General features: G+C 47.2%; 23 protein-coding genes. 9 read left to right on the top strand and 14 right to left on the bottom strand.

What is annotated here, in order from left to right; all coding sequences use genetic code 11:
• Positions 1–2: 2 nt before the first annotated feature.
• Entirely contained in the window at positions 3–383 is a 381-nt protein-coding gene (locus JSU04_13210) for a hypothetical protein (protein ID MBS1971261.1), read from the bottom strand.
• A 70-nt stretch (positions 384–453) separates the two neighbouring features.
• On the bottom strand, positions 454–1,188 hold the full coding sequence (sfsA, locus tag JSU04_13215) for a DNA/RNA nuclease SfsA (GenBank protein MBS1971262.1): 735 nt from the start codon (positions 1,186–1,188) through the stop codon (positions 454–456).
• Positions 1,189–1,258: 70 nt separating this feature from the next.
• On the opposite strand from sfsA, the gene JSU04_13220 reads away from it, so the two are divergent.
• On the top strand, positions 1,259–2,185 hold the full coding sequence (locus tag JSU04_13220; GenBank protein MBS1971263.1) for a magnesium and cobalt transport protein: 927 nt from the start codon (positions 1,259–1,261) through the stop codon (positions 2,183–2,185).
• 63 nt (positions 2,186–2,248) lie between these two features.
• Here JSU04_13220 and JSU04_13225 read toward each other — a convergent pair whose 3' ends face one another.
• Both JSU04_13225 and JSU04_13230 read right to left on the bottom strand, forming a co-directional pair.
• On the bottom strand, positions 2,249–3,268 hold the full coding sequence (locus JSU04_13225; protein ID MBS1971264.1) for a hypothetical protein: 1,020 nt from the start codon (positions 3,266–3,268) through the stop codon (positions 2,249–2,251).
• Positions 3,261–4,034 (bottom strand): DUF4423 domain-containing protein, encoded by a 774-nt coding sequence (locus tag JSU04_13230; GenBank protein MBS1971265.1) that lies wholly within the window; start codon positions 4,032–4,034, stop codon positions 3,261–3,263. The genes JSU04_13225 and JSU04_13230 overlap by 8 nt, the downstream gene beginning before the upstream one ends.
• Positions 4,035–4,258: 224 nt before the next feature.
• On the opposite strand from JSU04_13230, the gene JSU04_13235 reads away from it, so the two are divergent.
• From JSU04_13235 to lpdA, 3 genes are all read left to right on the top strand, one after another.
• On the top strand, positions 4,259–4,771 hold the full coding sequence (locus tag JSU04_13235; protein MBS1971266.1) for a hypothetical protein: 513 nt from the start codon (positions 4,259–4,261) through the stop codon (positions 4,769–4,771).
• Positions 4,772–4,981: 210 nt separating this feature from the next.
• Positions 4,982–6,649, top strand: a complete 1,668-nt coding sequence (locus tag JSU04_13240; GenBank protein MBS1971267.1) for a dihydrolipoyllysine-residue acetyltransferase — start codon at positions 4,982–4,984, stop codon at positions 6,647–6,649.
• A gap of 10 nt (positions 6,650–6,659) precedes the next feature.
• Positions 6,660–8,102: a dihydrolipoyl dehydrogenase gene (lpdA, locus tag JSU04_13245; GenBank protein MBS1971268.1), complete on the top strand. Its 1,443-nt coding sequence runs from the start codon at positions 6,660–6,662 to the stop codon at positions 8,100–8,102.
• 52 nt (positions 8,103–8,154) lie between these two features.
• On the opposite strand, the gene JSU04_13250 is transcribed toward lpdA, so the two are convergent.
• Positions 8,155–9,366 carry a HEAT repeat domain-containing protein gene (locus JSU04_13250; GenBank protein ID MBS1971269.1) on the bottom strand — a complete coding sequence of 404 codons (1,212 nt, stop codon included), beginning with the start codon at positions 9,364–9,366 and terminating at the stop codon, positions 8,155–8,157.
• A gap of 137 nt (positions 9,367–9,503) precedes the next feature.
• On the opposite strand from JSU04_13250, the gene JSU04_13255 reads away from it, so the two are divergent.
• The gene (locus tag JSU04_13255; GenBank protein MBS1971270.1) at positions 9,504–9,686 is read left to right on the top strand and encodes a hypothetical protein; all 183 of its coding nucleotides are present in this window, start codon (positions 9,504–9,506) and stop codon (positions 9,684–9,686) included.
• Between the two features lie 69 nt (positions 9,687–9,755).
• On the opposite strand, the gene JSU04_13260 is transcribed toward JSU04_13255, so the two are convergent.
• Positions 9,756–10,259 (bottom strand): hypothetical protein, encoded by a 504-nt coding sequence (locus tag JSU04_13260; protein MBS1971271.1) that lies wholly within the window; start codon positions 10,257–10,259, stop codon positions 9,756–9,758.
• Between the two features lie 298 nt (positions 10,260–10,557).
• Positions 10,558–12,819 carry a hypothetical protein gene (locus JSU04_13265; protein MBS1971272.1) on the bottom strand — a complete coding sequence of 754 codons (2,262 nt, stop codon included), beginning with the start codon at positions 12,817–12,819 and terminating at the stop codon, positions 10,558–10,560.
• 267 nt (positions 12,820–13,086) lie between these two features.
• Here JSU04_13265 and JSU04_13270 point away from each other — a divergent pair, with 267 nt between their 5' ends.
• Both JSU04_13270 and thpR read left to right on the top strand, forming a co-directional pair.
• The gene (locus tag JSU04_13270; GenBank protein MBS1971273.1) at positions 13,087–13,641 is read left to right on the top strand and encodes a hypothetical protein; all 555 of its coding nucleotides are present in this window, start codon (positions 13,087–13,089) and stop codon (positions 13,639–13,641) included.
• Positions 13,642–13,653: 12 nt separating this feature from the next.
• On the top strand, positions 13,654–14,271 hold the full coding sequence (gene thpR / locus JSU04_13275; GenBank protein MBS1971274.1) for an RNA 2',3'-cyclic phosphodiesterase: 618 nt from the start codon (positions 13,654–13,656) through the stop codon (positions 14,269–14,271).
• Here thpR and JSU04_13280 read toward each other — a convergent pair.
• From JSU04_13280 to JSU04_13310, 7 genes are all read right to left on the bottom strand, one after another.
• On the bottom strand, positions 14,240–14,899 hold the full coding sequence (locus JSU04_13280; protein ID MBS1971275.1) for a hypothetical protein: 660 nt from the start codon (positions 14,897–14,899) through the stop codon (positions 14,240–14,242). The two genes, thpR and JSU04_13280, sit on opposite strands and share 32 nt — an antisense overlap.
• Positions 14,899–16,236, bottom strand: coding sequence for a hypothetical protein (locus JSU04_13285; GenBank protein MBS1971276.1), 1,338 nt, complete (start codon positions 16,234–16,236; stop codon positions 14,899–14,901). The genes JSU04_13280 and JSU04_13285 overlap by 1 nt, the downstream gene beginning before the upstream one ends.
• Before the next feature lie 250 nt (positions 16,237–16,486).
• Entirely contained in the window at positions 16,487–17,686 is a 1,200-nt protein-coding gene (locus JSU04_13290) for a HAMP domain-containing histidine kinase (GenBank protein ID MBS1971277.1), read from the bottom strand.
• Between the two features lie 8 nt (positions 17,687–17,694).
• Positions 17,695–18,366 carry a response regulator transcription factor gene (locus tag JSU04_13295; GenBank protein MBS1971278.1) on the bottom strand — a complete coding sequence of 224 codons (672 nt, stop codon included), beginning with the start codon at positions 18,364–18,366 and terminating at the stop codon, positions 17,695–17,697.
• An 83-nt stretch (positions 18,367–18,449) separates the two neighbouring features.
• Complete coding sequence (locus JSU04_13300; GenBank protein ID MBS1971279.1) at positions 18,450–18,869, bottom strand: MaoC family dehydratase; 420 nt, start codon at positions 18,867–18,869, stop codon at positions 18,450–18,452.
• 126 nt (positions 18,870–18,995) lie between these two features.
• The gene (locus tag JSU04_13305) at positions 18,996–20,315 is read right to left on the bottom strand and encodes a PhoH family protein (GenBank protein MBS1971280.1); all 1,320 of its coding nucleotides are present in this window, start codon (positions 20,313–20,315) and stop codon (positions 18,996–18,998) included.
• 147 nt (positions 20,316–20,462) lie between these two features.
• Complete coding sequence (locus JSU04_13310; GenBank protein ID MBS1971281.1) at positions 20,463–20,969, bottom strand: PilZ domain-containing protein; 507 nt, start codon at positions 20,967–20,969, stop codon at positions 20,463–20,465.
• Between the two features lie 99 nt (positions 20,970–21,068).
• Here JSU04_13310 and JSU04_13315 point away from each other — a divergent pair, with 99 nt between their 5' ends.
• Both JSU04_13315 and JSU04_13320 read left to right on the top strand, forming a co-directional pair.
• Positions 21,069–21,965, top strand: a complete 897-nt coding sequence (locus JSU04_13315; protein MBS1971282.1) for a TonB family protein — start codon at positions 21,069–21,071, stop codon at positions 21,963–21,965.
• 65 nt (positions 21,966–22,030) lie between these two features.
• Positions 22,031–22,603 (top strand): outer membrane beta-barrel protein, encoded by a 573-nt coding sequence (locus JSU04_13320; protein ID MBS1971283.1) that lies wholly within the window; start codon positions 22,031–22,033, stop codon positions 22,601–22,603.
• Positions 22,604–22,641 lie beyond the last annotated feature (38 nt).

Genomic DNA, 22,641 nt, shown 5'->3' on the forward strand with positions numbered 1-22,641 from the left:
GCTTACTTCCCGCTTTTAACGATCACTTGTTGAATCTTTGAAAAGGCCATCGCTATCCGCGCAAATTCTTTTCCTTCAGCGCAGGCATGGATCTCTTTCTTTTTTCCGTTGTCATCAAGGGTGTAGTTGTATTGATTTTCATAGCAAAAGCGGCGCTTTTCATTGGGCATCTTCGCCAGCGTCTTGAGCGATGGCTGAACCTGCGAAACGAGCTTTTTAGGCACGGGAACGTCATTGAAGAATATCTTACCGGCACCTTCAACACGAATCACGTCTTGCTTACGAAAGCCCAAGTGATTAGACACGTAAAGAGTCATCTCGGTTTTCGCTTCAGCAAAAGCAGCACCAATCAGAATGAGTATAAAGACAATAGCAGATTTCATTGAGCGCCCTCTAGATTCTATTCTAGAGAGTCTCTGCACTACGAACAAGCCGATCCTGACCAAAGACCGCTTAGAATTTTACGGGCAGAACTTTATCGCTCAACACGGCTTCCACAGGACTGAGGTCAACGATAAACGGAGAAATCTTTAGCCCTTTTTGAGACGCTTTTCTAAGCAGTTTTCCATACTCAGGATCGATCTCGTCCGCCGGAGAAAACTCAGTGCAATCGCTACGCTGAATTGTGAATAGAATCTCAGCTGTATGCCCCTGATCCATCAAATCCATGAGCTCCTGCAAATGCTTCTGGCCCCGCGTGGTTTCAGCGTCCGGAAACATCGCAAGCTTCCCTTCGGCCAAAGTCACGTTCTTCACTTCAATAAAATGTTTTTTATCTGAGTTCTTTTTAGAAAGCGCAAAGTCCAAACGGGTCTCAGCCGAGATTTTGTACTCAGGCTTTACTTCGTCAAAGCCCGCCCAGTGCTGCCAGTTTTTCGGTAGTTTTCCACTGTCTTGTCCCACAAGACTCATCAGAGTTTCACGGACAACGGTGTTAGGTGTTGACGTATTCACTCCAACCCAAGAACCGCTCGGTGCTTTAATCATCTCCAAAGTTTGTTTCAATTTTCTTTCGGGATTGTCACTATGAGAAAACAGACAAAGCGCGCCGGGATTGTTTACGCTTTTCATGCTGCCGGTGTTCGGCACATGGGCCGTCAACGTTTCGCCCTTCCACTCGATATCTGCAAAAAAACGCTTATAACGCTTTAAAAAAACACCTTCATCTAAGGGGCGGCTGTATTTCATACTATCTCCCGGAAAGCCCTAAATTGACATAAGCCCTGGGGCGGAGCAAGCTTTTAGCCAGCGAGGACGCATGAAACGATTTGAGCATCAATGGCAAGACTTTAAATGGATTGATATCGAAGGACCGAGCCAACAAGATTTCGTAAATCTAGCCAGCGAATTCAACATACCGCTACATCCCCTGGCCAACTGCTTGGATCCCGAGCATTTGCCACGTGCGGAATTTTTCGAGGGCACCGCATTTTTCATTTTGCGTAACCACGACTCCAATGCCAAAGAGTCTGCTTTTACGATGCAGGCCCTGACCACCAAACTGGTTTTTGCCGTCGGCGAAAATTATGTCATGACGATTCACCGCGGCCCGATTGAAACGGTCACAGACCGCCGCGAGAAATGCAATTTCGAAAATCTCACAAAAACTAATTTTCTGCATAACATGATTAACGGCGTGATCCTTAGTTTTGATAGACCCATTGAAACCCTCGAAAGCAAAACCGAGGTGATCGAAGGCCGTGTCTTTGCCCTCCGCCGCCGTAATATCCTCAGAGAAGGCTACAAGCTCAAGCGTCAAGCCTCGACCTACAGGAAGGTCTTTAAATTCACGCTGGACCTGCTGATGAAGCTGAAAATCCGCACGGACTTCCCGATCGACGACGTGAGTGAAATCCGCGAGCCCCTTGATCGAATGATTTTCTATACGGACAATATCTATGAAGAAATCACGGGTCTGTTGAACCTGCATCTGTCATTGATGTCACAAAAAACTAACGAAGCCTCGTTCAAAACCAACGAGATCATGCGCATCCTGACCGTCGTATCGATCTTCTTCCTGCCGCTGAACTTTATTGCCGGCATCTACGGCATGAACTTCGAAAACATGCCGGAGCTGAAGCACGAGCATGGTTACGTCACGACACTCGGAGTGATGTTCTTTATCGCCGTTGCAATTCTTGCGTGGATCTACCGCAAGGGCTGGCTCAAAAAAGAAGACCTCTAGTTTTTAACCAGAGGCCTCGTATAAATCCTTTATGACATCTACTTCCGACCTGGATGGTCGGAACTAAGTGCCCGGCAACTTAATCAATTTCCACCAAGGGTCTTTAAACTGATTCATAGAAATAGAGTTCTTATCCGTCACCCACTTGTTGCCCAATTTGTTAATACGGAAAGAAACCGACAACTGGAAATTATTATTACGGATGCCGATATCGTTTTTGTATTGGCAATTGTTGGAAACGTTGCCCGTGATTTGCACCGTTAAATAGTCGCCTTTGTCTTTGATCTTTTCCCAATGAAGGTTATGGAACAAAGAGCCGCGCGGAGTTCTTGTGATGAGTTCCAAATCAGGGATTGGCAAAATTGGTATTGGAATCGTGAACACCTCGCAGTGAACTTCACGAGCATAGATGCTGCTGATATCCAAAACTTCGTCGCCAACACTCAAAAGAACCTGCGGGAAGCCGTTCAGCAAGTTCGTATTCAAAACACTTGCCGAGATCTCGTTCGGAGACCAAGGAATCAACGGAGTAGAAATGAACTTCTGTTGTAATAACAAAGAAACGCGCACTCCGAGCAAATCAAGCTCTTCATGGCTGTGGTAACCTTGATGATGCCCAAGTTCGTGAACCAAGATCGCCACTGCTTCCGGAATACTTACAGGATCCCAGCTATCGCTGTCACCTTTTGTGTAAAGCAAATCGCTGTTAATAAAGATCGGGCTACCGACATCGTTACCGGTCTTAGCAACGCGTACATTGCCGTCGATCATAAAGAAGCCTGGATTTTGCTTTTCAGAAGAGAATGACAACTGTTTTGCCGCGCGCTCTTGCGGAAGAGCACGATAGATTTGCAACAACAAGCTGCCTTGTTCCGGCGAAAGCTTGCAGGCCGCAGAACTTAAGCAAAGCTGAAGATAAGTATCGAGCTTTTCGTACGCGTAAAGAACATTCTTCTCGGCGATACCGCCACCGTTATTCACGAAAGTGCCGGCAAATGAAGTCATACTCGCCAAAGAGATCACGGCACCTAGCAAGCAACCGTGGACAAGCTGATTCCATTTTCTCAATTCAAACTTAACCATTTTCTTCCTCCGTTGTGCTCTGAAGTTTTGTGAGAGGGAACAGCTGAAAAGAGAGTGTGTAGACTTCAGAAGGCTCCCCAGTTTCTAGCAGATCGTTAATTTTTTTACGAGTTTTTAATAGGATCTGTTTCACCGCTGATAATTTTTCTAGATTGGCTGCGACAGTAACCGAGCTAAACTCACGAAAATCAACCGGGACATTATGCAGAGCCTCTTCTGCTAAGCGCAGGTTTTGGCTGTGATGTTTGCGAATCGCCGCCGAGGGAATATCCGTGGTCGTGGCCAAGTCGCGTCCCGTTTGCACAAGACGACCATGAGCTTTTCTCACAAGTTTTAAACGCTGCAGTCTCTCAATGGCATCTTCTGCTTCTTCGACTTTAATTCCGAGACGCTCTGCGATCCACTCGGGACGCGCTTGATTGTTTTTGATGTTCGCAAGATTGAGCACAGCTACATAATGCCAGTCGGCAATAAGTCGGAACACATCTTCTTCAAGAACCGTCTTATCATCTAATTCCCGAGGACGATTCACATTGTCTTTGTAATCATTCCAGAGTTTCTCTTTTTCAACTGGGGACACCAGTAATTTTTCCATGACCTTCCCAAGATTCGTCTTAGAGAGGCTGCGCTTGTCAGCAAGAACATCAGACAGAGTCGTCGCGCCGATACCTAGATCACGAGCGAAGGCACGCAGAGAATAAGAAGAGTTGCGAGTCTGTCTTCTGGTGAGTTCTTGTAATAATAAATTCTTAATCGTGATTTCCATAGGACCGGTATATCCCGGTCCTACGGCGAAAAGCAAGCGCGTCGGAACGATTTGTCCCGACTTCCAGGATCGGTACACAATGTCCCGATAGGGGGCTAGACAGCCGCGAGCGTTTCAAATATTTCTCTGCATGTTCCCGCAAGGGAGACTTTTTAAAAACAAAACACTGCGAGAAAAAAGTAGTGTCAAAAAATCACCGAGTGAAATCGGTAAGGAGAAATAAAATGAAAAAAATGATCTTGGCTATCGCGATGGTATTAGGTGCTTCATCTGCTCACGCGTTCACAGCTCCAGCATGGGCTTGCTCTTTGAGCTTCAAAGGTGAATCTCAAGGTTTGAAAGTCATCGTTGGTAACTACTCTTTCGACGGGAAAGGTGACCTTCTTTGCGTAACTCCAACGGGTCAAGTTGCTGACTACCCTGTAACAGTCACAATGGAAGCAAAGAAATTCTCTCCACAAGTTGCTTTGGGCCACATGAAAGTTGCGGGTCAAGCTGTTGAGTTCTCTTTATTGAACCTGAACCCAGAAGACGTCTTGGGCACATACTACGTAGCTCAAGGTCAAGCAGCCGTTGCTGGTGGTGTTGGTGTGATCGCAGCTACTAAAGTTGGTTTGCCACAGTTGGCTCTGCAAGTATCTTTGCAGTTCGCTCGTGGTTTGGGCGTGAACTTGGGCCTTAGCAAAATGACTATTGCTTTGGATCAAGAAGCAGCTCCAGCACCAGCTCCGAACTAATCTGATTTAGTGCATAATTAAGCGGCGGAAGTCGCTAGAAATAGAGCCGAAGAGGGTTTCAAGCGTCCCCCTTCGGCTCTTTTCTTTTGTGGCACGAGCTTTCGCTCTATGACCCGCAGCATAAAGCGATGCAATTAGCAGCCCCTGAGCATAGAACCATAGGGTTTAAATCACTATGAATTCTTTAAAATCGAAGGGAGCAATCTCAGCATGGCAACGGATGTAAAACTTCCAGAATTAGGCGAAGGCGTCACTGAAGGTGAATTGGTTAAATGGTTGGTTCAACCAGGTGACAGCGTAAAGGCAGATCAGCCGATCGCTGAAGTTATGACTGACAAAGCTACTGTAGAAGTTCCGACTCCAGTTGCAGGCACAGTCAAAGAATTGAAATTCAAACCGGGCCAAGTTGTGAAAGTGGATTCTGTCATGATCACTCTTGATGGCGCGGGCGCAGGCGCAACTGCGAAACCTGCGACGACAGCTCCAGCGGCACAACCGGCTGCAAGCAAACCAGCTCCGACAGCAACAGCTGCTCCAGCTTCAACTGGTGGAGGCGCTGCGACTCCTGTAAAACTTCCTGAATTGGGCGAGGGCGTGACTGAAGGCGAACTCGTAAAATGGTTGGTAAAACCAGGCGATGCTGTAAAAGCAGATCAACCTGTTGCTGAAGTGATGACTGACAAAGCGACTGTTGAAGTACCAACACCTATCGCGGGCACTGTGAAAGAACTGAAATTCAAATCTGGCGACGTTGTTAAAGTCGACAGCGTGATGTTGATCCTTGAAGGTGGCGCAGGCGCAGCGAAAGCAGCGACTCCAGCTCCTACAGCGCAACCAGCAGCGGCTAAACCTGCTACGACGGCGGCTTCTATGTCTGTTCCAGCAGCAGCGCACTTAAACTTCGGCGCAGCGGCTTCTAACGGCTCTACAATCTACCCGCCTGTTGCGGATTCTAAAGTTTTGGCGACTCCAGCGACTCGTCGTTTGGCTCGCGAAATGGGCGTTGATATCAATGGCATGACAGGCACAGGTCTCGCAGGCCGTGTGACTCGTGAAGATGTATTGGGTGCTAAAGGTGGCGGTATGGGTGCAGGCGCAACTCGCGCAGGTGCGGCAATGCCGGCTCAAGCTCCAGGCGTGACGATTCCTCGTCCAGCTTATCAAGGTGGCCAAGGCGTTGAAGAGCGCGTTCCACTCATCGGCATCCGTCGCAAGATCGCTGAAAACTTGCAACGTTCTAAGCAAATCATTCCTCACTTCACTTTGATGGATGAAGCCAATGTGACGGAGCTCGTTGCTTTCCGTGAGTCTTTGAAAGACTACGCAGAAAAGAACGGCACTAAGATCACTTACTTGCCAATCGTGATGAAAGCATTGATCGCGACTATTCGCGAGTTCCCAATGTTCAACGCTTCGATTGACGACGCCGCTTCTGAAATCGTTTACAAAAAATACTTCAACATCGGTTTCGCAGCAGACACTCCTCAAGGCTTGGTTGTTCCTGTGATCAAGAACGCCGACCAAAAAACCATCGTTGAGTTGTCTAAAGAGATCTTGGATCTTTCTAAACGCGCTCGCGATGGCAAGTTGAAACCAGACGAAATGAAGGGCGCAGGCATCACCATCACGAACATCGGTTCTGTAGGTGGTACGTACGCAACTCCTGTGATCAATCACCCTGAAGTGGCGATCTTGGGCATGTACAAAATCGACGAAAAACCGGTTATCAAAAATGGCCAGTTAGCAGCGATCAAAGTCATGAACTACACAGTGACTTGTGATCACCGTTTGATCGATGGCGCGGTTGCGGCTCGTTTCATGAAGTCATTCCTTGAGCGCATTCAAAACCCTGGCCGTCTAATGATGGACATGGTGTAGGAGATAACACATGCAAAATTTTGACGTAGTAGTTATCGGTTCTGGTCCTGGTGGTTACGTAGCAGCGATTCGCTCGGCTCAACTCGGTTTTAAAACCGCAGTTATCGAGCGCGAGTTCATCGGCGGCGTGTGCTTGAACGTTGGTTGCATCCCTTCGAAGGCGATGATCACAGCGACCCACCTTCTTCACAAGGCTCAGCATAACTTTAAAGACATGGGCCTGAATATCAAAGGCAGCATCGACGTAGACATGAAACAACTCGTGAAATGGAAGCAATCTGTTTGCGATAAAATGTCTGGCGGCGTGAATCAGCTTTTGAAAGGCAACACAGTGACTGTTCTTCGCGGCGATGCGGAGTTCAAGTCTTCTAAAGAAATCACTGTGAAATCTTCTTCAGGCACTGAGTCTGTTCAAGCAAAATACTTTATCGTAGCTACGGGTTCACGCCCGATTGAAATCCCTGGTTTCAAATTCGACGAGAAAGACGTTGTATCCTCAACTGGCGCATTGGCTTGGGATGAAATTCCTAAGCGTGTTGTGACGATCGGTGGCGGTTACATCGGTCTTGAGATCTCTTCGTACTTGCGTAAGCTTGGCTGCGAAGTGACCGTAGTTGAAGCACAAAGCTCGCTCTTGGCGGGTGTTGTCGATCCAGACTGCGCACAAATCGTGACTCGTAAGCTTGATAAATCCGGCGTGAAAATCATGTACGGCGCAAAAGCAAAAGGTCAGAAAAAAGTAAAAGACGGTTATGAAGTCACTGTTGAAGTAAATGGCAAAGAAGAAACAATCAAGTGCGACAAGATCCTTGTGACTGTGGGCCGCCGTCCAAACGGTGACCAAGCTAACTTGAAAGCTGCAGGCATTGCAGTGGACGAGCGTGGTTTCGTGAAAGTCGATGCTCAACGCCGCACGAATGTTCCAAATATCTTTGCGATCGGCGATATCGCTGGTCAACCGATGTTGGCTCATAAAGCTTCCCACGAAGGTATCTTGGTGGCTGAAGTTCTTAAAGGTTACAACCGCGTTTACGATGCGAAAACAGTTCCAGCTGTTGTGTTCACAGATCCAGAAATCGCAGCAGCCGGTATGACTGAGGCTGAAGCGAAGGCAAAAGGTTTCAACGATTTGAAAATCGCGAAATTCCCATTCGGTGCTAACGGCCGCGCAGTCAGCATGATGGAAACAGAAGGTTTCGTGAAAATGATCGCGGACGCTAAGACCAATGTGGTATTGGGCGTTCACATCGTGGGCCCTGAAGCTTCAAACTTGATCTCTGAAGCCGTTCTCGCAATCGAAATGGGCGCACGCCTTGAAGACATCGCGCTTTCTATCCATCCTCACCCTACTTTGGGCGAAACAATGATGGAAGCTGCTGAAGCAACTTTGGGCCACGCGATCCACATCATTCAAAAGCCGCTGACAAGCGCTAGTAAAAACGCTCACGCTTAGTTCGTAGTTTAAAAGTTAAAAACAAAGGCCCGGTGATAAACCGGGCCTTTTTTTATTTTCTCAAACTAAAGACGGCCGAACATTTTGCGCCTTCATAAGAGACTCGATGGAATGTTTCTATGAAAGATTCCTGAGTCAGGTCAAAGGATCGCATCTCTTGCGAAAAGAAATTCTTTTCCAAGAATGCTTGAGCCAGATCGGCTTCAGTGCGATTGCTGTACTGCCAACGCGAAATCCAATCTTTTGGCCGACGCAGACTGGTTGTAAAGGCCTCGGCCATTCCGATCCCGAGGCTTCCGGCGGCATAAGAGTTCATCCAATTAAAACTGTCTTTAAAATCGCGTACTTTCTCGGCCCAGCGTTCTTTCTGTGGAACCAAAGCCTCCTGCTGCACAGCTGTCCGCGGTTTTAAATCAGGATATTGAGCACTCACGAGTTCCAATAGCTGTTTTGCCTCTGGCTCTGGACGGCGGCCGAGTTCAAAAATCGTATGATAGCGGACCAAGGAGTCAGCATCCTTGAGACCCTCTTTATAAACGGCAAACACTGATGGATCTTTGATTTTCCCTAAGGCAGAGATCGCATAAAGCCTTGTCACAACATACAAAGAACGCAGCGACGACTCTGCCAAGGGCACGATTTCTTTTTCTGTTCTTCCTAAGAGAGCAAAAGTGGCCTCCGCTTTTTCTGCATGATGAACGCTGCTGAGACCCGCTTTAATCATGGATTGAATGTTTTTATCTTTAAAATCAAAATTGACCAGCATCTTGTAAGCCGCTGCACGGACCATGGAATCTTTTGATTTAATCGCAAGTTTAAAAAGCTCCAAACAATGTGGCCGATCACAATTCTGCAGGCTTCCAACCATTTTACGCAGAGGAAATGGACTTTGGATGGCACTGTAGACTCGAATAAAAGAATCCGTAAAACCTGGAAAATCAGCGAAGCGACCGTAGTTGTGAATCAAAACGTCCCTGGTAATGTGTTGTAGGTGATTTCTGAGCGAACCATTGAGACCTTGAGTAGAGATCGGATAGCCGGGAACTTTGGTTTCTTGCAGGATGATGAATTCCGCCAATGAGAGTGCCGCGGGATCTGTGCTTTCTAAAAGACGTTCGGCGGCTTCGTATTGTCGATCGGACCGCTTCTCAGACAGGCCCACCAAAATAGAGGACATTGTCGGCTCGAAAGCCCCCAGAGCGGGAGCCGCCAGGGCTTTTCCGAAAGACAAGAAAATCATCGCGAACACAAAGGCTCTTTTCATAAGGCCTCCTCTTGCCTTTTTGAGGTGCAAAGGCGAGACCTCGTAAGGACAAAGAAAACGGACCTGCAGTATCAAAAAATAAGACAGTGACGTAACTGGGAAAACGGGAGCGCAAGAACGCGCGAAAATTTTCCCGATTGTTGTCCGGGGCAACTTCGCCTGTTCCTGGCATTGGAAATGCGGGCGGCAATCGCTTTCCAGCAAAAATCTATATCCTAGATACCAAAGAAGATATGAAGGGCCGAGTTCAGCTGATCCTAATGATCTCGCTGGCTGGCAGCCCTCCCGATCTTGTCGGCGTCGATGTAAATTGCAAATAAAAAAAAAGCCCTGGCTGCGAAGTCAGGGCTTTTTTGATTGAAGAATGTATTAAGAACAAGGGATTGAATTCAAGAAAGTCGATAAACGATTGGTGGCGTGAATTTATGAAACTCTTTTCTCGTCTCAGGCGTCAACTTTCGAAAGGCTTGTGGCGAAATCACAAACTGTTTCTTACCCATTGAATAAACCATGGAAACAGCTTCACCAACGATTTCAAGCGAGTTGTTTCTGAGAGACCCGATAGCGGCTGCACCAACGTGGCCGTTCATAGCAAATTTGCTACCGGGTAGTCTCTTTTGAGCCCATTGGTCAACTTCGGTTTTGAGGTGAATCATGGCTTTTACGCCCGCATCGACCTGATCAGAAGGAAATGCAGCGATTCCACTGTCATTGGAGAATTTGATAACTCTTCCACCAAATTTATCAACAGCCTTTATGGATAACTCGCTGAATTCTTGTAGAACTTCTAGAACAGTTTGCGGAGAGTTACTTCTATAGAAACTTCCAAAATTTGTAAGATCAAAGAGGGCGACAAAATACTCTTTTTGTTCAGACATGGCCTGAGCTTGCATACGAACTCCTAACGCTTTTAGTTTTGTTTGCAGTCGACCTGGTCATTCGACAGTAATGAAAGGAATCGTCAGCCCATATGTCTGACAGTTAGACTAAGCATTTCTGAAAAGAAGGCTCCGTGCAAGCATGAGAATGGCGCATCAAAACCAAATACTTTCGAGCAAGCAACTGGTCACAAACACACAGACTTGCTGTTCCAGACAATACTTTTAAAATTAAAAAGGCCCGCTGTGAAAGCAGGCCTTTGGAAAAGCGGTATTAATTCGAAGCGCCGCGTCCGGAAAGAGGACCTGGCACCTATTGCTGGCTTGGATCTTCCGTCAAATCTACGCAAGCCAAATCAGTCATGCGTTGCTTGATTCTCAGAGCCCAGTCGCGGGTGTAGCTCTTCACCAAGCCGTCTTTGATCGATGCGATAGTTGAAGGGATGTCTTTGTTGTAAGCCGCTGCTGCGACGGCCGCCTTCGAGTAACCACGGCACATTTTTACGAGGGGCGCGTCTTCAGAGCGGTTGTCGTAAACATAGGGCTCAATCATGTTACAGAAAGCATCGGACGCTGCCAAATGGTCGATCGCAGCTGTCCAGTGGTTCCACACGTCTGTTAACTCGCGACAAACGTTGTCGTGTTCTTTCGTGCCGAGTGGCAGAGTCTTCAAGTTGAAGTTAACCAAGTTCTTTGCAGTCTGGGTATCCGCGTCTATCTGCTTTTTATTAATTTGGTAATAAGCCGGGTAAGTCGGAATCGTCTGACCTGACTTCGTCATTTTGTACGCACGAGAACGGAGGGATGTTAAACCGTCGTTGAAACGATTCACTTCAGCTCTGTGCAAACCATTCACGTATTCAAACCACTTCAACACTGGTGAAGAAGAGATGTAGCCGTTTTGGAAAAGACCACGGCGAACTTTACCCACTTCAGAGTCGATTTCAGACTGAGTGATCACGTTCGCATAAGCTTGGAGCTTATCCAAAGACTTCGTTACACGGTCCGCTTGGTATTGCTTCTGATTCAAAGAAGACAAACGAGCTTTGTACTGGCCGTATTCTTTGTTTGAAGCCAAAGACTTCTCAACACCGTCTTGAGCGAGTTTCACGAGTTGCTTCGCTGTTGTGCCCGATTGCTCGATCGTCTCAAGGAAAGATTTTGAAGTCTGCGCACACGTATTGAAGTTTACTTTACCCGAGAATTGGTTCGCAGCCACTTGCTCGAGGCTCTTCATCGCCATCATCGCGCTTGTTTTCAACGCTTGAGCTTGCGGTACGTTTGAAGAACCGTAAACCAACATCGCCTGATCAAGGCTCGCCATATACTGTGACACGTAAGAGTTTTTATCTTTCGTCATCACAGCCAATTGAACGCCCATAGAGCAAATCTTCAAAGGATCTGTCGTGCTCGTAACGAACTGTTTACTCATTTCAAGCTGGCTACGAGCCGCTGAAATAGTCGTGTTAATTTCATTCGCGGCAGCATCGATCGCATTCTTACGGTCCACCAAGCTATTAGAGCCGCCTGAAAGGCCACTGATCTTCGCACTAAACAGTCTTTGTGAAGCCGTCAAATCCGTCGTGATCTTAGAGATCTGTTCCTGACGTGACTTAATTAGGAATTTATACTTCTGATCCAAACGAATGAATTGGCAGGTATTCTCTACGATCGCACGGCGAACATCCGCCTGGTCAATCTTCACCGTGTTCTCTTCGATGATCTTCGTCATGCTGCTGACAGCACCTGTGATCACGCTGCCACCCACGATGAATGGAACAGCCGCGGCACCACCCGTTGTAAGGGTTGCTGCCATCAAAGCATACGGAGTCAAGCCGTTGATAACATCATTAATAGAAGTCGCGATTTGGCCGGCACTCATGCTCTCGCGACATTCTTTTCTGAGAAGATCCGTTTGCGCAAAAGAGTTCGCAATCGAAGTCGCGGCACGAATCGCGATATCCACGCGGTTTGAAATATCCGCCGCCGTTTCAGGCTGGATGGTGTCCGGATTCTCTACATACCCACGGAGGTCCTTCACCGCGTCGGCAACTGCTTTGTTGTTATTAATGATACCTTGAACGTCGACCTTAGAATCACCCGCGCAAGCCGGTGAAGTCACAGCGGAGTTCAATGCATTTACTGCGCTCAAGATGTCGTTATAAGGAACGCTCTCGAACAAGTTACACTGGAAATCATCGCTGATTCTCGATTTAGAAACAGACTGATAACCGTCCGTATTGCCGCTACGGTTTCTATTCCCGTTGTTATTGTTATTATTACGGTTCTGATTGTTATTGTTGTTGCGATTCTGGTTGTTATTATTATTGCCGTTCTTGTTCTGATTATTATTGTTATTACGATTGCCGTTGTTGTTATTACCGGAACCGTCTTCAGGACCGAAGAGCTCATCAATCAGACTTTTGTTCACGTTCGATGTTTCAATAGGAAGAATCCCCGCATCGTTAGGATTCGATGTGGGCGCGGCAACGGCCGGCTTGATCTGTAAACTTAACGACATAAGGATGGCCATACCCATTCGGCTACCACGTACTACAAATTGGGAACCCTTCATAATAGAACTCCTTTGAACGCAAAATGATTCAGGTCCAATGGATGCACGGAAGGTGCCACAACCAATTCGTTTTTAGCTGTCTACGGGACATCATGGCTGTCTCAATCTTAGACAGGGGCCTAAAATAGGCGCCACTAACACCCCTGGGAACCAATTTCGTCAGATCTGGCATGCCAGTTCGAATATAGAGGCGGTTCGTGAGAAAGCGTCCCGGCCGATGTTTTGCTTTATTTAAAAGTAAGTACTGTTTTAGGAGCAAAACCAGCCGTGAGAACATTTTTAGAATTTCAGCACCATATAGAATTACACCGAGAACGCGTTATTAAGTTAGGCCTGACCCTCGCTCAACACCAGTTTCCCCGCCTGCACCGCGGGATTCTAGCGGATTTCCTAGCCTTACATGATTTTTCAAAGACCATCGTCTCCCGATCTCAGCTTCCTCAGTTTAATTACTCTCACCGCGATTTGCCGGTACAGAGACTTTATACCTTCTATGGCCGCACTCCAAAAACTGAGAGCGAAATGCAGCGTTTGATGGACATTATTACCGATATCAACGACATCGATAAAAAAGTCGGCGAAGATTTCTTTGCCAAACACCCGCAGCTTTCCTGGGGTGTTCAGGAAGATTTCTATACTATTGAAAGAGTCGCAGACCTTGTCGATCGCAGCCTGGATCCCATGGCCGCTGAAGAATTTGGTCATTCGATGTTGCTGGCAAGTGAATACATTGATGACCCTTACATGTCTCGGCTTTCTTTGTGGCTTGAAAGTCATTACCCGCAGATCACAAAAAATCTCAGTTTCTCGACTGTTTCATGATATTGATAAGGAATGAAGAAACTATTTCTTGCGATTGCGACCCAAGAAGGACTTGAGCCCTCAGGTCCTCAAATCATAAAAAAATTAAGAATGAATGCGGATCAACGCGATCTCGACATTCGCTGGGTGCCGCTGGAAAACTACCATGTGACATTGGTTTTTCTGGGGAACACCCCCGAAGACAAGCTTCCGGAAATTGAAGCGATCATGCATGAGAGCGCTTCCGCCACCTCTCCATTTCAGCTAAAAATTTCTGATATTGGTGCTTTCCCGGATGAGTTTTCTTCGCGCGTACTTTGGTTTGGAGTGCAGAACTCGCGCACTCTACGAGCGCTACAAGATAACCTGTCACAAAAATTCAGAGATCATCACTATCGCCTCGAGGACCGTGCTTACTCTCCGCACTTGACAATCGCGCGGCTTCGCAACCCGCACAAAACAAAAGACATGATGTCGCCTTTTCGGCGAAAGAAAATCGGTAAAGTCAGTGTTTCAGAAATTGTTTTGTATGAAAGTGTCGGCTCGGCACCCTTTCCGGTTTATAAGCCACTCCTGAGAGTGCCTTTAACCGGAGAGCCCGTAAATTTGGACGAAGACTCTAGCGAGAATTCTTTTTCAGAAGCTGAGTAAGCGCTGCCTGATCCTGCTGCTCCGGAGAAGAAGCTTTGCCCTCTAAATAGAGCAAATTTCTTTGCGCGCGATCATTGATAAACGTATTGTCTGAACGAGCCAGCACACGTTTGAGTGTCTCGGCTTGGCGGATAGACTCGACAGCCTGCCCCCGAATGATTTCTTCTTGCGTAGTCAAACGGCCTTCATGTGTTTCCGGAATCGGCGCCGTCGCAATAGCCTCGAGACTTTCTTGCGCTTTCGCCAACGTGCTTTCACCCAAAATATAAACAGACAAGAATCTTTGATCGCCGTTCAGGTTCGGATTTAAAGCATTTTGTTGAAGGCTCGGAACGTCGGACTCTTGCATCTTGTCGGCCAATTCCTTTAAACGCTTCTGCACTTCTTCCGGGTGATCGTTCAATTGAGACATCGCAGCCGCTTCTTCCTGAACTTGGGCTGCGAAGTTTTCAGCGGGCTTTACAGCCACCGGCCTCACGCTTTGAGAAGCGCTCACAGCAGCAGGAGAAGAGGTGGAGTTTGTCGCGTGCGCCAAAGGGCTGTTCGTTTCAATCTCATGCAGATTGCGCCAGGCCGTGCCCACCGCAATCAACAATCCTACTATCACCACTGCCTGAAGCTTCTTCATTACTTCACCTCAAAGGCGTCGTAAAGAGGCACATTCACCATTTGAGTGTACTTGCCACCGTCAAAAGCAGATTCAGAACCGTCAGTATTTCTTTGATAGATCATACCGTCGTTTTTAAGAACCAATGTTTTTCCGCCAAGCAAAGCAACGCTCTGAACTTGGGCGTCCCATTTTTTACCAACGGAAGTCACTTGCTGGTTGTCACCATTCACAGAGTACACATCGCCGTTGCTAATCAGGAAATACCCTTGCTCGCCTGTTGGCAAAGTCGTCGCCGTTCTATCAACAGTGATTTGCAACTGACTTGGGCTATTCCAAGCGCCGCGTGGAAAGTTGTAAGTCACAAGCTGGTTAGAACCCGTCACGACGGCCACGTAACGTTTTTGATTGCGGTCATACTCTTCAAAGTCCTTGAGTGAACCCATTTGGCTCATGCCCAAAAGTTTGAAGTAAGAGTAATCGTCGTTGATGCTTGGATGAGAACCGTTGAGTTCATACAAATCCAAAGCGACTGCTTGCAGGCCATTGAAGATCGCTGCACCGAAAGAAGTGCGCTTCAAACGACCCACGAAGTCCGTACCTTCACGCTGAAGTTTATTAGTTCCGTCGAAAAGCACCGGCCCATGGCTGTCTTCGAGAGCCACAACCGCTTCACGCTTTTGAATTGGAGATTGGTTGAACACGAAGTTCGTGCGGCCCATCGCCATCAAACGTGCCATGGCTTTATAAACCGGATGGAAGTTCTGACCGGCAACGCTCACACGTGCATAGTATTCCATCTCAATCGCGTGCGAACCCGCTTGCGCATAGTTCTGGTCACAGCCGTCAAGATTAGCGCCCATGTACGGGCCTTGATTACAAGGATAGTGACGATAGCCTGCTGTGTGGCGTGCTTCATGAATCACGGTGCCTACGCGGCCCAAAGTCGACAACTTCGCCCAACCGTCTTGCATCGTGAAATAGCCCCAGCGGTTGTAAGCTGTTGCATAAGGCACGTCATTGCCACGGTTCATACCGCGCGTTTGTGATTTCATCCATGCGTAGTACTGATCCGCTGGAACGTAACCTTTGATAAGTAAGTTCGAAGCCCCCACTGCGAACTGACCTTGTTCAATGATTTGCAAATCGTTGAACAATTTTTTTGAATCCACGTTGCTATTGCAAAGCTCAACACCGCCAAAAGAATTAACGTCGACTTCAAAGTCGCTTGTATATTTCTGAGCTTGTTGTTGAGTGATGCAGGCAAAGTCTTTATCTGCGTAAGGCATGTCGGCTGCGGAAGCTTGAATTGTGGCAAATGCCAAAGCCCCCAAAAGCCCCATAGTTGCTAGTTTCATAGTAAATCCCCCCTCGCACTCAACTTTAGTCGGGTGTTCGATGAAGGCAATAAAAAGCGCCTTTTGCTTTCGCGTCATTGGCTGAAATTCACACGCTTTCGTCACAGACCGGGGTCAGATGTGCAGCGCACGCCCAGTAAGTGGCACAACGATGGCCGTCAGTAGCTGGGGTTCGGGGACAGAGTCCCCGATTATCAGGATGTAGAAAAAAGTGCGGAGCCATCCAAATCAAGGGAGCCAGAACAGAAACCTAGGAAGGTCTGAGGAAATACCTAAGGTTCTTGCGTCCCTGCGCCTGGGTCTTGAGCGGCACAGAGATCTTAATCTGAGCGCCATCCACACCATTGGTGAAATAGACACGGCCGCCGAGGGTTTGCACTCCATTCCACACAAGGAAGAGCCCCATGCCTGTGCCATCAAAGGCATCGAAACGATAGTTTGCAATAGATTTCAAAATTGCTTCCGGGAAGCCCCCGGCATTATCCGAGATCACGAAAGCATCGCTGTCGCAGAACACGCGAATCACCGGATGCGAGATCTTATTCCGGCGGAATGCGTGGATCGAGTTCATCATAATGTTGAACAAGATGGATTTCACCAAAGCCTTCTCGGTGACCATGCGAAGGTCACCGCGCGCTTGCAGCTCGATACTGCGCGACTGCAGGCTCAGCGTTTCTCCGACTTCAATGACAATATCACGAACCGAGAACTCTTCTTTCTTTTGATCCTGCAAAGCCACCACTTGGTTAAGTCCCGTCACCGCTCGATTGATGTTCATGAGTTGTTTTTCGAGACTGTCTACCAGGATGCTGAGCTCCGAGTCGTTCTGCGGGATTTTTTGCTTTAAAAGATCCGTATAGAGACGCGGAGCCGACAGCATGCTTTTGATGTCATGGACGATCGTCGCCGCCTGTACGCCGATAATACCGAATTTGCGAATGAGTTCTTCGCGGTATGTTCTGTCCGCCGTAAAAAAGTTATGGCACATCCATGCAACCACGGCCGCGGAAACAGTCGTTGTCACCAGATCCATCGGCTGCGATTCATACATCCACCGATAGACTTCATCATAGCGATAGATCGAAATGCCTAAGAACGCCGCTGTTCCGACAATCAACAAAATGTTAAAAGGCTTTCGCGGCACCGGAAATAAAAACGAGTATGCCAAAATCATTTCAATGTATGAAAACACATACCATGGTGAGAAGTACTGCCCATGGATATTTGAAACAATGATGTGAATCCCCACCATAATATTCGGCCAGAGACCATATGGATTCATTGGGTACCAAATACAAATACCGAGCAACCAGATTTGCAAAATGACTTTGGTGCCGAGATAAAGTTCTCGGCCTTCGAGTACAGCAGGGTATTCTTGGAAAGTGACAAGGGTGGAAATAACAAAATAGAGCCAGAGACCTACGATGCTGGCTTTTTTATATTTTTCCAAAACTTCTCCTATGGCTCGAAAATATAGCCAACACCACGAACACCTTTGATCATGGTTTTAAAGAAGGGAGCTTTCTTACGGAGATTTGTCAGATGAGTATCCAGGGTATTATCGGCAACATTCATCGAGCCCCAAATAGCTTGCACCAACTTGTCGCGAGACACGACTTGATTTGTGGCTACAATGAGGACATCTAAAATTTTAACTTCAGTTGAAGTCAACATGATCACATCAGGACCGCAGCGGAAAACTCTTCTTTCGCGATCCAGAGACCAAGCATCATTCGACTTACGAGCGAGAACTTCTTTCTTTTTCTTTGTCTCTAGCAAAGCAGCCTGAACTTTAGTCAACGCTGTCTCAAGAGAATAAGGTTTTTCAAGCACATCGAAAACTCGATGCGAGAATGAATCGACGGCGATTTTTTTATCGAGACGTGCACTGATGAGAATGACAGAACACCAAGGCATGTTGTTCGCAATCCAACTTGCAACATCGTGCCCATTGCCATCATTCAAGAAGTAATCAATAAGCACGCAATCGAATTCTTTTGTCTTGAGAATTTGCAGAGCAGAGTTCACGCCTTCAGCGGACACAATATCATAGCCAGCACCAAAAGCAGCAGTTTGCGCTTTGATAAACTCGCGATCGTCGTCAATCAAAAGTAGCGTCGGTAAACTCATGTTCAAAAAAATATATATGAACCAAAGTTCTTCGCGCAAACTTAATTTTGATTATTTACACGAAAGTATAAATACTTGAGTTTTTATTGAGACATCATGATGATCGCTTCGCCTTTTACAACAGTCTCACCAGTTTGCTTTTTCGCAGTGGTATCGACAGTTGCAATTCCTTTTTCTTTGCGAAGACCAGTTATAGTCAATTCTATGTTTACAACATCATCAATGAAAACTGGATTAACAAATTTCAAGTTTTGTCCGAGATAAACCCCACCTTGTCCAATTTTTTCATTCAATGCACGCGAGATCAATGCACCAACGATCATGCCGTGGGCGATGCGACGACCAAAGCGAGTGGTTTTTGCATAATTATCATCGAGATGAATAGGATTGAAGTCGCCAGACATTTCAGCAAACTGACGAACCATTTGGTCAGTCACTTTCACTTCCACATTTGCCTTAAATCCGACTTCTTTATCTCTACCGTTATTACTGAGGGTAACCATGCTTAACGAGCCTTTCTCATTTTTTTTGACAGGCTCTTATAGAAAGCTAAGAAGATGCAACAGGCAAGTCTTTGCCTGTTGCAAAAAGAACACATTTTTGATTTTTTCTTGATGCTATTGCTCTAATTACAGAATATTCGCTGCCAACTCTGCAAGCTCGGAACGCTCACCCTTCGTGAGAGTTACGTGTCCAGCAATTGGATGGCCCTTAAAACGCTCTACTGCGTAGGTCAGACCGCTATTCGCTGAGTCAACGTAAGGGTTGTCGATCTGATAAACGTCGCCCGTCAGAATCACTTTTGTCCCGCGGCCCGCACGGGTCACGATCGTTTTGATCTCATGGGGAGTTAGGTTTTGCGCCTCATCCACAATTAAATATTGTTTAGGAATACTTCGACCACGAATATATGTCAGAGGTTCGATATTCAACATCCCCTGATTGATCAACTCTTGAGCTCGGCCGGAAGCTTTTTTGTCAGCTCCCATTAAGAATTCAACGTTGTCGAAAATCGGCTGCATCCATGGATTGAGCTTCTGTTCAATGTCCCCCGGCAAGTAACCAATGTCTTTACCCATTGGAAAAATTGGGCGCGACACCAAAAGCCTTTGAAAGCGGCCTTCGTCCAAGGTTTTAAACAAACCCGCAGCTAAAGCCATCAAGGTCTTCCCTGTTCCCGCTTTGCCCACCAGTGAAACAAACAGAATGTCATCATTCAACAAACTGTCGAGAGCAAAGGCCTGCTCGACGTTGCGGGCGTGAACGCCCCAAATGCTGTCCGACGGATTGATCAAAGGAATGATCGCTTGATCTGCTTGCGAGTAGCGGCCGATCGCTGAGTGATTCGGATTCGAAGCATCTTTCATGATCACGTACTGATTCGCATAAAGCTTTGCGCCCTCTGGAACGTACTTTTTATCTTTGTAGAAAGCATCGATGCGCTCTGGAGAAATCTCGAGCTCAAGGTAGCCTTCGTACATGTCTTCTTGAGAAACATCCGTCGGCTCATAGTCTTTGGCGAAGATGCCGTAGACGTCGGCCTTAATACGCAGATTGATGTCTTTTGTGATCAATTCTACTTTTGTACGGGGATGTTGCTTCTGCAAAGCAAGAGCCGTGTTCAAGATTCTATTATCTGCTTTGGCCTGATCAAACTCCGGAGGCATCCCTCCGAGCATCAAGTCCGTGCTGATATAAACGACCGTTTCGCTGTTATCAAGCTGCACTCCTTGAGCCAACGAGCCTTTTGCTCTGAGCACGTCCACGAAGCGGCTAAACTGACGGGCATTTCGACCGTTCTCGCCTTGGTCACGTTTGAACTTATCAACTTCTTCAATGACGGAAATAGGAATATGGACGTCTGCTTCGCCGAAGCGAAGAATTGCCTGAGCATCGAAAAGAATGACATTGGTATCAACGACAATTTTTCTGCGTTTGGATTTACTCAACTTTTACCCTCCGTGGATAGCCTACTTCGAAAATGAATCAGGCCTTAAGTCTATTCGACAATAAGGCCTGGCTAATGTCCACGAAAAGGTTTCAAGATTATTGGTTAAAACAAAACCAAAAAATTTCGGCCGTCAGCCGAATAAGCATTACGAGATGTTTGAAACGAGAATGTCACCGTCGTCTTTGCGAAGACCCGCACTCACGTTTTCGATGAACTTAACAAAATGATGAAGCGCAACATCGTTCACGGTGCCTTTTACAAACTGAGCCCCATGGCGGATCACAGCTTCGTCATCCAAGCGGCGAGAATTCAACACAGAGACTGTGAACGGAAAGTAAGTCGTATGATTAAGATATACGCGGAATGCGACTTCCTCCCCTTCGAGGAAGGTCCCCTCTTGAAGTTCGAGATCGAAAGCGATTCCATTTTCTGAGATATCATACAGAGTCACTTTCATGAGACCCTTTTCAGGAAGGACCACGTAAGCACCCACAAACTCAGTCAGGATCGTTCTTTTGACTTCACGGCGATCCTTATTGAGCATTTCTTCACGAGCCACCGTCATATCCAATACAGGAGCGGCCAGCTGTTTTGATTTTTCTGAAGAATTCTGATGCTTTACGCGACTTGTGATATCAATGACCTTTGCCATTTTACCCCCGATGACAACAATCACTTTTCGGCAGAAATCGTTTCAACTTTAGCCGTCATCCTTGGATTTTGGTCCAGGATCGTTTTATAGTGAGACAAGATGAGCATTTTGCGCGCTTTAATCCTCAGCTTGATTGTGCACTCTCTCTTGGTCCTTATCTTGGACAAAGGGGCGCCTTATTTTGAGCCAAAACATGTTGATATCACGACCATCGACTTGGTTGAAAAGCCCGAAACTCCCGCACAAAAAAAAGCTGAAAAGAAAAGCAAAAATGACCGCCAGATTATTCGCCAGGCGTTGGCTCCGAAAGAAGAGCTGAAGGAAGATGACACCGATCTTGCGCGCTTTCTTTCTGCCGACAAACAGCGTGTCCGCAAAGAGATGCAAGCGGCGGCAAGTGGCATGACTCAAAATCGCGCCGCCGGTCAGAAAGACCCTTCAGAATCCAAAGAAGAAAAGCTCAAGCAGCAAAAAGATCCGCGCAAGGAACGTCCGAAGGACTACGATCCCGAGGGAGTCGACATTGCTAAAAACCTGAAAGAGTATGCACAAAGTGTGCAGGATGCTCCGTCCACCATGGGGGATGCGCTTCCACAAGACGTGTCCATCGGTAGCTTCACGGCACTCAATACCGATCGCTACATGTATTACTCATTCTATGCGCGCATCGAAGAGCTCGTTCGTTTCCGTTGGGAAAGCCGCGTTCGCTCCGTCGTCGACTCGTTTGACCGCAATTATATCTTGAGCGTTGTCGGCCGCCGTAACTGGATTACAGCCGTTGATATTTGGCTCACAAAAGATGGCCGCTATCACTCTGCGCATATTTTGAAAGAGTCCGGCATTCAACGTTTTGACCAAGCCGCCGTTTTGGCTTTCAAAGAGGCCGCCATGTTTCCGAATCCCCCTCAGGACATGGTCGAGGACGATGGCTTTATTCATCTCAAATATAGCTTTAATGTCAGCTTCAGACCCTCGGCCGTCGTCCAATCTGAGTAAGACCTAGCTCCAGTCCAGAGGCGAATACGCTCTTTTTTCATTCTGAGTTTTGTTATCCTGAGAGTATGAAAAAGACTCTGCGAATACTGCCATTTCTGATGTTGTTTTTACTGCCGATGGGCGCGCACGCGATGTTTACTGAAGTCGGTCTGACCTATGGTCGCAAAAAAACCACTTTCGATGCCAATAATAATTACGACTCTGAAACGACAACCGCGTCCGTGTCTTTCTATTTCGCAGAAAAGCTCGCGCTTGAATTGAGTTACACTGAAGCCACGGGAATTCAGAATCAACAGGCCTCCGCTGCAGATACTCCTCGCACGATTTATCAAAAAACTCAGATTATAGGCGCCGACCTCATCGTGGTTTTTGCTGATAAGAAAGCCCTGTTCCAGCCTTTTATTAAGGGCGGGATGGCGCAGATCTCACGCCGCCAAGAAATCAAAGACGGCAACTTCCCAACTCAGGTGCTTGAGCCCGATGTCGCCGTGGCTCCTAGTTACGGCTTAGGGATCAAGATTGCCCTCACTGATACCTTCGGCTTGAAGGCGAGCTACAGCGTTTGGCAAACGCCAATTGGTGGTGGCGCCAAGACCAACGACGACGCGGTCTCTGCGGGTATCACATGGATGTTCTAAGGGCCGCTGCGGCTGTCTTGAGTGCCGTGCTACTGTCT

This window comes from Bdellovibrionales bacterium (assembly GCA_018266295.1).
GTDB lineage: Bacteria > Bdellovibrionota > Bdellovibrionia > Bdellovibrionales > Bdellovibrionaceae > JACMRP01.

Bases quoted from the DNA above. Each gene is read 5' to 3' on its own strand.
- JSU04_13210 (MBS1971261.1), bottom strand. From the start codon at position 383: ATGAAATCTGCTATTGTCTTTATACTCATTCTGATTGGTGCTGCTTTT.
- sfsA (MBS1971262.1), bottom strand. From the start codon at position 1,188: ATGAAATACAGCCGCCCCTTAGATGAAGGTGTTTTTTTAAAGCGTTAT.
- JSU04_13220 (MBS1971263.1), top strand. From the start codon at position 1,259: ATGAAACGATTTGAGCATCAATGGCAAGACTTTAAATGGATTGATATC.
- JSU04_13225 (MBS1971264.1), bottom strand. From the start codon at position 3,268: ATGGTTAAGTTTGAATTGAGAAAATGGAATCAGCTTGTCCACGGTTGC.
- JSU04_13230 (MBS1971265.1), bottom strand. From the start codon at position 4,034: ATGGAAATCACGATTAAGAATTTATTATTACAAGAACTCACCAGAAGA.
- JSU04_13235 (MBS1971266.1), top strand. From the start codon at position 4,259: ATGAAAAAAATGATCTTGGCTATCGCGATGGTATTAGGTGCTTCATCT.
- JSU04_13240 (MBS1971267.1), top strand. From the start codon at position 4,982: ATGGCAACGGATGTAAAACTTCCAGAATTAGGCGAAGGCGTCACTGAA.
- lpdA (MBS1971268.1), top strand. From the start codon at position 6,660: ATGCAAAATTTTGACGTAGTAGTTATCGGTTCTGGTCCTGGTGGTTAC.
- JSU04_13250 (MBS1971269.1), bottom strand. From the start codon at position 9,366: ATGAAAAGAGCCTTTGTGTTCGCGATGATTTTCTTGTCTTTCGGAAAA.
- JSU04_13260 (MBS1971271.1), bottom strand. From the start codon at position 10,259: ATGCAAGCTCAGGCCATGTCTGAACAAAAAGAGTATTTTGTCGCCCTC.
- JSU04_13265 (MBS1971272.1), bottom strand. From the start codon at position 12,819: ATGAAGGGTTCCCAATTTGTAGTACGTGGTAGCCGAATGGGTATGGCC.
- thpR (MBS1971274.1), top strand. From the start codon at position 13,654: ATGAAGAAACTATTTCTTGCGATTGCGACCCAAGAAGGACTTGAGCCC.
- JSU04_13280 (MBS1971275.1), bottom strand. From the start codon at position 14,899: ATGAAGAAGCTTCAGGCAGTGGTGATAGTAGGATTGTTGATTGCGGTG.
- JSU04_13285 (MBS1971276.1), bottom strand. From the start codon at position 16,236: ATGAAACTAGCAACTATGGGGCTTTTGGGGGCTTTGGCATTTGCCACA.
- JSU04_13295 (MBS1971278.1), bottom strand. From the start codon at position 18,366: ATGAGTTTACCGACGCTACTTTTGATTGACGACGATCGCGAGTTTATC.
- JSU04_13300 (MBS1971279.1), bottom strand. From the start codon at position 18,869: ATGGTTACCCTCAGTAATAACGGTAGAGATAAAGAAGTCGGATTTAAG.
- JSU04_13310 (MBS1971281.1), bottom strand. From the start codon at position 20,969: ATGGCAAAGGTCATTGATATCACAAGTCGCGTAAAGCATCAGAATTCT.
- JSU04_13315 (MBS1971282.1), top strand. From the start codon at position 21,069: ATGAGCATTTTGCGCGCTTTAATCCTCAGCTTGATTGTGCACTCTCTC.
- JSU04_13320 (MBS1971283.1), top strand. From the start codon at position 22,031: ATGAAAAAGACTCTGCGAATACTGCCATTTCTGATGTTGTTTTTACTG.